General features: G+C 62.4%; 6 protein-coding genes. All 6 read left to right on the top strand.

What is annotated here, in order from left to right:
- Window positions 1–122: 122 nt before the first annotated feature.
- Complete coding sequence (locus IRZ24_RS11255; RefSeq protein ID WP_297164037.1) at window positions 123–413, top strand: helix-turn-helix transcriptional regulator; 291 nt, start codon at window positions 123–125, stop codon at window positions 411–413.
- A 392-nt stretch (window positions 414–805) separates the two neighbouring features.
- Entirely contained in the window at window positions 806–4,123 is a 3,318-nt protein-coding gene (locus tag IRZ24_RS11250) for a hypothetical protein (RefSeq protein ID WP_297164034.1), read from the top strand.
- A 67-nt stretch (window positions 4,124–4,190) separates the two neighbouring features.
- Window positions 4,191–8,021, top strand: a complete 3,831-nt coding sequence (locus IRZ24_RS11245) for a hypothetical protein (RefSeq protein WP_297164031.1) — start codon at window positions 4,191–4,193, stop codon at window positions 8,019–8,021.
- Between the two features lie 187 nt (window positions 8,022–8,208).
- Window positions 8,209–9,093 carry a class I SAM-dependent methyltransferase gene (locus IRZ24_RS11240; protein WP_297164028.1) on the top strand — a complete coding sequence of 295 codons (885 nt, stop codon included), beginning with the start codon at window positions 8,209–8,211 and terminating at the stop codon, window positions 9,091–9,093.
- A 90-nt stretch (window positions 9,094–9,183) separates the two neighbouring features.
- Entirely contained in the window at window positions 9,184–10,080 is an 897-nt protein-coding gene (locus IRZ24_RS11235) for a class I SAM-dependent methyltransferase (RefSeq protein ID WP_297164025.1), read from the top strand.
- A 148-nt stretch (window positions 10,081–10,228) separates the two neighbouring features.
- A partial coding sequence (locus IRZ24_RS11230) for a class I SAM-dependent methyltransferase (protein ID WP_297164022.1) occupies window positions 10,229–10,631 on the top strand: 403 nt, incomplete at its 3' end.

The following is a 10,631-nucleotide window of genomic DNA, read 5'->3' as shown; positions in this document are numbered from 1 at the left end:
CCCTTACCACCGACCCCCTTCATCATCGGCAGTCAGGCCCTGCTCGCCCCCCTACCACTACCGGACCCCAGCCGCCAGCACTGGCCCTCATAGCCACCAAGAGAGGAGGACAACACCAAAGCATGAACGGCACAAGCCAGCGCCGAGGCTTTCATCGCAAATGGGGGCCACGCGAGCCAGGGCCGCCGCGGCCCCGCGAATGGGAGGTCCTGCTCCTCCTACGCCAGGGACTGGAAGACGAAGAGATCGCCAGGCACCTGGGCATCAGCACCAGCACCGTGCGCGGTCACATCTACCGGCTGCGTGATCGACTCGGAGCCAAAACCCGCATCGAGCTGCTGCGACGCATTCCCTGGGAGCAATGCCCGCCCGAGCTACAGCCTCCCGAGGCCGGGGACCAGGGCCACCTCTAGCCAGAGATGATAGACGCGCACAGCAGGGCGGGCGATGTCGCGCCCACCCCGCTCGTTGCGCGTCGCGGCCCTCTCGCCCTCACCGCCTCATCTACCCGCGTGTCAGGGCCTGCCTCTCCATATGCAGACACCTCGCTCGCAGTAACCGCTTCTTCCGTCACCTCAAAAAAGAAGAAGCTTGGGGCAGCATCCGAGCCGGCACGCTGGGCACCTTCCACCGCAGTGATTCACCCGTCCGGCATTCTGCCCTACAAAAAAGAGATAGCGCCAACGTTTCACTAGAAAAAGGGCAGACCCCAGCGCAGCGCTGTGCCGCCCAAGGCGCCCGGCGCCATTGCCCTCTGACCCGTACAGACAACCAGGAGCCGCACAGTGGAGGATGACCACCACCCATGAGCACACTCAGAGAACGACAGCACCAGCTAGCCTCTGTCAACTACAGCCAGCTCCTCGCGACCATCGGCAAGCAGTTACAGCGGCTACAGCAAGAAAAGCGCCTGGTTGGCACTGAGGGCGCGATCCTGCAGCTTGGAAAGCATCGGCTCAGCTTCAACATTGACCACATCGCCCAGGCAGTAGCCAGCCAGGTGAAAGAGCTGGCCCATCCCTTCGAGAACAGCTACGGCACCAGCTACGCCAGCGTCTACTTTGCCGAAGACAAGGCCCGCAGCAAGTTCAGCAGCGATCTGGAGCAATACATCCTGCAGCCACTGCGCCAGGCCTTTAACGACCTCTGCCGCCTGCACAGGCAGACCCCCGAGCAGTGCGCCAGCAGCCTCTTTCAAGCCCTCAGCCGCTTGAGCATCAAGCGCTTCGAGAAGTTCGATCCGCGGAAACCGCTGGAGACCATCAACAACCTTCGCTATCCCCTGGGGCAGCCGTCCCTGGTACGGCGGCGTCGCCTGCACTTTCAGAAGCAGCCCGGCACCAAGGAGCGGACCAGGCTGAAAGGGCACAAACTGACCATCGATGTACAGCGGATTGACGCCCTCAGAGAGAACATCATCGCTGGCATCCAGGCCCACCTTGAAACCTACCGCGAGAACAAGCAAGCCGAAGAAGATGAACTGAAAGAGGCCGCGGCCATCCTTCGCCAGACCGAGGGACCGGTCGCCGACCAGATTAACACCCTGTGCGAGACCATCACCAATGAGGTCCTGGCCCGCATCCAGCGCACCGCGCGCCTTCACTACCTGGCCTACATCAGAGAGAGCCTCATCAGCGACCCCAAGGCCAGCCAGGAAGAACTCCAGGCCGCGCGTCTGCTCCAGACCCTGATCGAGCGCCTGCGCCAGCTTGAAAGCTACCTCCAGCGCCACCCCGACAGCCACTACCTCGTCTCCTACGGAGCATTACCAACCCAGCAGCGCCTTAACCTGCGCGACCTCTTCTCACGGGCCGACGCCTTCGATCCCTTGCCCATCTTCGGCGAAGTCGCCGGTCAGCTCGGCGAAATCATCTACGAGCAGCAGGGCCTCAAACGCTTCATCCACGGCTTGCGCCTCAAACTCAACGGCAAAGTACACGTCCACGGTGGTGAGGGAGAGCCATCCTTTTCCTTCCACCTGGCCCTTCTGCAACCAGGCCACCCCGCCTTTGCAAGGCGCCGCCAGGAAGCCGAAAGCAACGGCACCCTTGAAGCCTTCTACACGCGCATCATCCGCGTAGCCGTCCTCTACTTCTTCGCCTTCAAGCGCTGGGAAGACCCGACCTACCAGCCCGAGCACGACTTTGAACAAGAGCTATTACCCATCCTGCGGGCTGGCAGCCAGGAAGAGAAAGAGGCCGCCCTGCAGCGGCTGGCCGCCGAACTAGAGCCGCCGGAGGCCCAGGACCAGGGGTCCAACAAGAGCACCTTAGCCCTCCTGCAGCAACTGCGCACCGTCCTGATCGCCTCCCTCACCAAGCCCTCCCACCAGGCCCGCACCTACCGGACCGACCTGGTCGTCTCCCTGAGCACCGGCGTGCTGGCCAGAGATCCCGAAAAGATCTTTTGCCACCATCACTTTTTCAGCCCAGAACTCTCCTTCCAGGAAGAGCGGCGACGCGAGCTACTCAAGTACATCACTATCGAAGGGGCCAGCCTCAGCAGCAATGTGCTCTGCAAACTCGATGTCAGCCTGCAGATCGAACCGCTCTACTTCCTCAAAGGGGAGGAGGCCAGCGAGGAGACCATCGGCAGCTACCAGATGAGCCACGACCTTGGCCAACTGCAGGCTCTCCCCGTCATCCTGGTCCCCGCCGTGGCGGATAAGCAGGAAACAGTCCTCATGAGGGGACTCATCCGGCGACGCTTTGGCGACCTGCGCCATATCGCGCTTGGCTACGGCTACCACTACAAAGGGCAAGCCGTGCACTCAGAAGCGGCCTTCGTCTACCGCTTCACCTACCTCCTGCTCGCCTACCTCTTCATCAAACTGGTCGTCGACAGCGCCACTGCCATTGAGCCAGACCAGCGCTTCATCCCCCTGATCTGCATCCACGTCGAGAAAGAAGAGGCCGGCCAGGAGCACTACAACGACGAAAGCGTCCTGCACGGCATCACCAAGGTCCTGGAGCACCTGCTAGGGGCCGACTACCTGACCAGCTCGCAAGGCCTGCATAGGAAGACCCTGGAGGCCAGCGACCAGACCAGCTACCACATGCTCAGAAGCGCCCTGTGTTCGCTCTACGCGGCCCTGCCGCACCGCTTCAAGCCGCAAGCGGCGACCGCGACCACCGCCTCCAACGCCGACCCGGCCCAACAGGGGCGCCTGGACAAAGTGGCCATCCTGGTCGTCTCCAGCCGCAAATGTGACTACAACACGCAGGCGCGCGATGACTACCTGGCCACCATCTACGGCGAAGTGCTGGGCCTGGAGCGGCAGGGAAACGACCTCGTACTGCGCCGGCTCAGGACCTTTGCCGACAATCACCCCTCCGAGAGCATGCACACGCGGCCCGACATCATCATCGAACAGGCCCGCTACTGTGCCCAACAGGGCTACCGTCACCTGCTCTACGTGGCCCACGCCCCCTACAGCCGTACCCTGGGCCTCACCAAAGGCGGCGCCCGTGAACTGTTCTTCATGAGCCAGGACATCATCCAGGCCATGCGCGAAGTCGGCGCCGACTTTCGCGTCTACCCCATCTTCTGCGACCTCTACTACGTCCTCGACCTTGAGCGCAGCTCAGCCAAGCAAGATCAAGAGTCGCTCTACATCGACGAACTGCGCGAGCTGGCCGACGTCGTCAACGATCCCAGCAAGCGCACCGTCATGTTCCTCAACCTCTACACCGGCTACTCCATTCCCGCCGGCGCCCCCGAGGCGCAGGAGCGAGTCTACAACGGCGTCATGGCCTACTCCACGGTCACCCACGTCTACGACCAGGACCCCACCTACGAGCAGTACATCTGGTCCGACCTGCTGGCCCCCGACCAGCCAGGCACCACCAAGCACAGCCTGATCGAAGCCATTACCCTCTTGCACTTCATGCGCTTCGAAAGGCCGTCCAACCCGATGATGAAGCTCGACCCCTACAAGCGCATCATCGGCGACCGCAGCACCGGCGCCCAGGCCATCATTCCCCACATGAAAGGCCAGTGCCGCTTTAACATGCTGGCCTTTCTGACGCACGTCCGCTCAGTCCTGCGCTCGCGCGAGCTGGAACAGGCCCGCCACCCCAAGCGCCAACAGCCAGCAGCCGACCAGAACCCGCCTGCCCATTGAGGAGCCATCGCGACAAGGACGCCGAGCCGGGCAAAGCAGAAAGGCAGAAAGGAGGAGCACAAGCAGCATGTCAGTCTCAGAACAAGCCGCTACCCAGGGCGCTGAGGGCCTTGAGCCAGCGAGCAGCGACCAGCACTTCGCCGAAGACATGGGCCGGCTCTTCGAAATCGGCTTCGCCAGCGGCCTGCTCGCCGCCCTCAGCCAACAGGGCTGCCTCCAGCAACCGACCTACGAATACTACCGCCAGGAGCTGGCCCAGCTTCACTTTGAGCCGCTCTACAGCCGGCTCAGCAAGCGTAGCCACGTCGTCAGCACCTGGGACCGCGAGCAGCTCCGCTACTGGGCGCTCTTCATCCTGCTGCGCGGCTACCTGGGCGGACTGACCTTCTGCCAGGAATTCCTGGAAGCCCTGGCGGCCCTCCGCAGCGCACCGCCAGACATCCTCTACCTGCAATGCCGCTTTCACGGTCCCAACAGCCTGGGCACCTACGATAAAAAAGAAAGCCTGGCCTTCGCCGAACTGCTAGAACAACTGCGCCGGCGTGGCTACACACTCCCCCCCAGCGAGCAGATCTACAAAGGCTACTGTGGGCGCGGCCACTTTCCCCAGGCCGACCTCCTGCTCCTCCTGCGACAGGGCCGACACTGGCGCCTGCTCAGCATCGACCTGTCGGTCTTCACCGTCCGCAGTCTTAGCGACGCCCGCAGCCTCACCTTAGCCGAGGAGATCGGCGAATTGCTGCTACGCGAGCTGGGCTACATGCGCACCCGCAGCGTCTTCTCTAACCTGAGCATCGACACCGATGCCACCCTGCTTAGTGGCCAGGAACTGCTAGCCAGCGGCCTCAAACACTACTTCCAGGCCTTCAGCCGCCGCGACAAAGAGAGCTACAAGCTCATCCAGGCAGCCAGCTATGCCCATAGCTTCTATCAATTCCTGTCTTCCTACCAGATTCTCCCCCCCGAGGAAAGCCTCACCTTTCACATCATCGGCTACACCGACCGCGGCAGCAACAGCATGACCCTGCGCCGCGATCAGCTCGCCGTCCTGGCAGCCTGCGCCGAGATCTACCGCGAGCGCGACAAGCGCCAGGAGATCGAGGCCAGCCGCGAGCAACTGCTGACCGTCATCAGCAACTACGTCCGGCGCGCCTTCCAGGACGGCGGGCGCTTCATTCGGCAGCTCCTGGAGCAGCCCAGGCGGGACGACGGCCTGCACTGGATCTGTCATGAGGAATGGCTCACCGACTTCGTGGCCATGAATGCCCCCCTCAGCGCCGAGCAGGTGACCCCCGAATTACAGGCCCTCTTCCCCGACACGCCCTGCGTCGGGCGCAACCTGCGCGACCTCCACGCCGACCTTGTCCTGCGCGAACTGGCCCAACCGACCCCTTACCTCTTCCTGACCGGCACGCCCGGCATCGGCAAAACCACCGCCATCGTCAACTTTCTCAAAGCGCGCGCCAGGCAGGGCGAAGGCTTCCTCTTCATCTACGTCAGCCCCCGCAAGCAGGTCAACATCGACATCATCCACAAGTTCCAGCAGGACCACCCAGAGCACCCGCGTTGCGAAACGCTGCTGGCCCTGACGACCAACTCTGCCTACATTCAGGCCAACGGCGGCAAACATACCGTGCACTACTACTCGTTCCAGCGCCACGAGCGTTTCTCAGTGGGCGGCGTCGACTTCCTGCCCGCCGAAGGCCCCGAAGCCCAGCAGCAGCGCCCGCGCGAGCGCCGACTAGAGGAAGTCGAAGAGGGCCTCCTCATCGACCGCGGCCAGAGCATCAGCGGCGTCCTTGACAGCCTCTGCTCAGCCATCGACGTCGCCCTGACAGAACAACTCTCCCCGACCATCGTCGCCACCGTGGCCGTCCAATCGCTCCGGCGCACCAGCCACGAGCAGGCGACCACCCTGAAGCACCTCAAGCGCATGTTTCAGAGCCTGCTCAAGCAGGGGAGCCTGCAACAAGCCGCCCTGGAGCACCTCAGCCAGCGGATCAAATACATCTTCTTCATGATTGACGAAGTCACAGGCGACGAAAGCGGCGCGGCCTTCGTTGAGGGCGTACACAGCCTGCTCAGTCAGTACCAGCTCTTCCACCAGACGACCATCCACTGCAAGGTCATTGTGGCCGACGCCTCGATCGTCGACCCCCAGCTCATTCAGCGCCACCTGGAAGACAGCGCCTACGAGCCGGACAAAATCTATTTCCGGCGCGCCACACAGCCACCGCAACCCCTCAGCCGCAGCGAATTCTCCTTCAAGCGGCAGCGGGCCGTCGGCATCAACGCCAACGGCTACCCGGCCAGGGCCCTGCGCCTGCGCTACCGCGTTGGCCTGGAGATCCAGCCCTACGAAGACAAGACCGCCCTGCGAGCCAGCAGCCAGCAGTTGAAAAGCAGCCTGCAGCAGCGCCTGCTAGAGGACCTGCTCACTATCCTCCAGCAGCCCGAGGCTCCGCAGGTCCTGATCTACATCCAGGACAAGCAGCGCCTGGCCGAGCTGATCGCTGAGCTTCAGCGCCGCCTGGGGCGCTTCCAGCTCTACGAAGACTACCTGGCCATCCACGCCAACACCTCCGAGGAAGAGAAACAGAAAGTCAAAGACTATCAGAACCGGGTGCGTGCCATCTTCATGACCGCCTCAGCCAGTCGCGGCCTCTCCTTTGAGCGCGCTCGCGAGATCCTGGTTGACGTGCCGCGCTTCGCCATTGAGCAGAACCTGATGGAGATTCTCCAGGTCATCTACCGCGGGCGCGGCGGCGATTTCGATCACACCGAGAAAAGCATTACCTTCTATCTCTCTGACCGCTTCTTCTACGAGCGGAGCGAAGAGCGGGCCTCGGCCCTGCGCGAAAGCCTGCTGGCCCTGTTCAATATCCTGCTGATCCTCAAAACGGCTCTCCTCACGCGCATCAAGGGCGAGGGCCAGATTGGTTATCAGCGCTTCCTGATGATTCCCATAGGCGGCAAGGCCGTGCTCTCCGCCGGCGAGAGCCTGACCTCACGCCTGGGACGCCTGGTCGACCAACTCGATGATCTACGCTATCAGCATCCAGAGAATCCGGCCTTTCGCGAAGTGGCTACCTACCTGATCAACGTCCTCAGCCAGGTCCACATCGAGCTGACGCCCCCCCGAACGAGTCTGCGCCACCGCGCGCCGCAGAGAGGAGCCTCCTCGCGAGCTAAGAGCAAGGGCCAGCCGCGCCCCTATCTGACCGTCCTGGATCAGTTGGCGCAGGAGTTTGAGCAGGCCGTCATGCAGGGCTTCGACCATCTGCTGAGGCTGCCTCCCCTGGAACGCGCCTATATCGCAGGCAGCTTGCTGATTGTACCGTTAGGTGAGCGGCGCCTGCGGGAAGAATACTGGATCAGCCTGCTCAAGCTCCTGGAAACCGACCGGCACGGGGAGGAACTACTCAAGCGTATGGAGGCGCTCCGGCGTCATCCGCACTGCAACGACGAGATCCGCCTCCTGCTCAAGGACGGTATCGCTCTGATCAAGGAGCTACGCCACATCGCCCGCGAGAACACCATCATTCCCCACTTCAGCCAGGAAACGCAGCACGCCGACCAGCACTATGCCATTCCATTACACACGCTGCTGGTCAGCGCAGTCTTTCGTAGCCAGTTTCAGAGCAGAGCCGAGAACGGGGACGAGTGCGCCGCGAACTTTCGTCGGCTGTTGGAAAGCTACTTGCGCGCCCTCTATCCCATCGATAGCGTTCTCCCGCTAGGCCGGCACTACGAGCATTTTCCCTTTGTCATCTTTCGCAGTTACAACCTGCCCGAGGCGCGGCGCAAGATTTTCCTGGATCACTACCTGTTCATGTCCCACGAACTCAATATTATCAATATGCTCCTGGCCAGGAGCGATCAGGGGGAGCAGCCCTAAACGTAGAAAGAAACAGCCTTGCCAATTGTGATACAAACTGGTATGCTCTTTGAAGAAAAGAGCACGAGGGGCGACATCTGTCCGAGCAGGCTCAGGAAGACTCTACCAGACGCTGCGGGCAGGGGGGTCGCCCGCCTTTTGACTATCGCAGGATCAAGAGACGGAGAGAGAGGAGAATGCTCGAGCTATGGCCGCAGCAGAAGCCAACGAGCCACGCGCCCCCAGCCAGCCCGCCGGCGAAGGGACCTACTTTATCGATGCAGAAGAGGCGGCAGAGCTAGCCCGCTTAATGCAACAGGATCGCCTGGTCACCGAGGCCACGGGCGGCCTCCTGCCCGAAGTGGAGGCGCTGCCAGGCGCGGCCCAGGTGCTTGATCTGGCCTGTGGCCCCGGCGGCTGGGCCCTGGAGCTGGCCTTTCGCTACCCCGACGCCGAAGTCATTGGCGTCGATCGCAGCCCCAGCGTTGTCGACTACGCCAACGCACAGGCTCGCTCGCGCGGCCTCAGTAACGCCCACTTCGCCGTGATGGATATCACGCAGCCACTGGCCTTTCGTGAGGCCTCCTTTGATCTGATCAACGCACGCTTCCTCGCCGGCTTCATGCGGCCTCACGATTGGCCTCGCCTCCTGGCCGAGTGTCGCCGCCTCCTGAAGCCCGGCGGCATCATCCGCCTGACCGAAAGCGAATGGGGCCTGACCACCAGCCCAGCCACCCAACGCTACTACACGCTCTGCTCAGAAGCGCTCAAGCGCGCCGGTCAGAGCTTCTCGCCCGACGGGCTTCATCTGGGGATCACGCCGGTGCTGGCCCCACTCCTGCGCCAGGCCGGTTTCACCAGGGTACGCCTACGTGGCGGTGTGCTGGAGTGGTCCAGCGGCACCCCCCACCACTACAGCACCTTCAAAAATGTATTCGTTATGTTCGATTTGTTGAAACCCTTCCTCGTAAAGACAGGCGCGGCGCGCGCTGAGGAAGTGGAGTCGCTCTATCAGCAGGCGGTTGCCGAGATGCAGGCCGACGACTTCTTTGCGGTCTGGTACTGGCTAACAGCCTGGGGAGAGCAGCCTTGAAGAGGCAGGCCGAGGTCTCCTATCAGGACCAATCAACAGGCCTTTCTGCTTGCCCGACAGCAAGAGCGGAAAGGAATAGAGGGAGAAACGATGACCGATACACGAGAGAACAATGTTATTGCGCCAGCCGGAATGTCTCAGACTGGTCCTACCTACCCCATTGATACCGAGAAGGTTGAAGAGGTGGCCCGCCTGATCCAGCAAGACCGTCTCTTGAACGAGGCGATGGGGAGCCTTTTCCCCGAAGGCCAGACCCTCCCCGAAGGTGGGCGCCTGCTCGATCTGGCCTGCGGCCCCGGGGGCTGGGCCACCGAAGTCGCCTTTCAGCACCCTTCCCTCGAAGTCATCGGCGTCGACATCAGCCCCAACGTCGTCGAGTACGCCAACACTTATGCCCGCTCCCGTGGCCTCACGAATATCCAATTCCAGGTGATGAACGTCATGGAGTCGCTGGCCTTCCCCGACGCCTCCTTCGACCTTATCAATGGGCGGCTGCTCTCCAGCTTCATGCGGCCTCACAATTGGCCACACCTGCTGGCTGAATGTCGCCGCCTCCTGAAGCCCGGCGGGATCATGCGCCTCACGGAAAGCGAGTTCCCCCTGAGTAATAGTCAGGCTGTTGAACGCTACTTCGCTCTCATCGCCACCGCCTTCAAGCGCGCCGGTCAGAGCTTCTCGCCTGACGGGCGCCACATCGGCCTCACGCCCGTTCTGGCGCGCCTGCTGCGCCGCGCCGGCTTCCAGGATGTGCGCCTGTACGCCAGCGCCGCCGAGGGGTCGAGTGATGCCCCGCTGCACTATGCCTACTTCAAAGATATGCTTGTTCTCTTCGAACTGATCAAGCCCTTCCTGGTCAAGCTCGGCCTGATCAGCCGCGAGGAGCTTGACCAGCTCTATCAGCAGGCCATCGCCGAGGCCCAGGCCGATGACTTCTGCTCTATCGGGACCTGGCTCATTGTCTGGGGATATAAGCCCATGACCTCTTGATTGGCTAGTGCGCTCCCCCAACCAAGCCCACTGGGGGAGCGCCAACATGCAGCGCCCTGCCCTGGCACCTGCTCCCTGTAGCGGGTAGGTGGCTCACTGCCTTTTCCCTTCCGACAGAAGGAACAAGCAAAAGAAAGGAGAAGCCGTCATGACCTATTCCGAGCCCGAGCCTCAAGCCCAGCCTTCCCAGTCTTCCCAGTCTTCCCAGTCTTCCCAGTCTTCCCAGGCCAGCACCTACCCCGTTGATCCCGAGCAGGTCGAGGAGTTGGCTCGCCTTGTCCAGCAAGATCGCCTGCTCGCCGAGGCCATGGGCGGCCTCTTCCCCGAAGGCCAGACCCTTCCCGAAGGCGGGCGCCTGCTCGATCTGGCCTGCGGCCCCGGCGGCTGGGCCAGCGAAGTTGCCTTCCAGCACCCTTCCGTCGAAGTCATCGGCGTCGACATCAGCCCCAACGTCGTCGAGTACGCCAACACGCAGGCCCGTTCCCGTGGCCTGACCAATGTCCAGTTCCAGGTCATGAACATCTTGCAGCCGCTGGCCTTCCCCGACGCCT

This window comes from Thermogemmatispora sp., from assembly GCF_019683755.1.
Taxonomy (GTDB): Bacteria; Chloroflexota; Ktedonobacteria; order Ktedonobacterales; family Ktedonobacteraceae; genus Thermogemmatispora.
The sequence above is the reverse complement of the archived record's forward strand: the minus strand, read 5'-3'. Positions and strand labels throughout refer to the sequence as shown.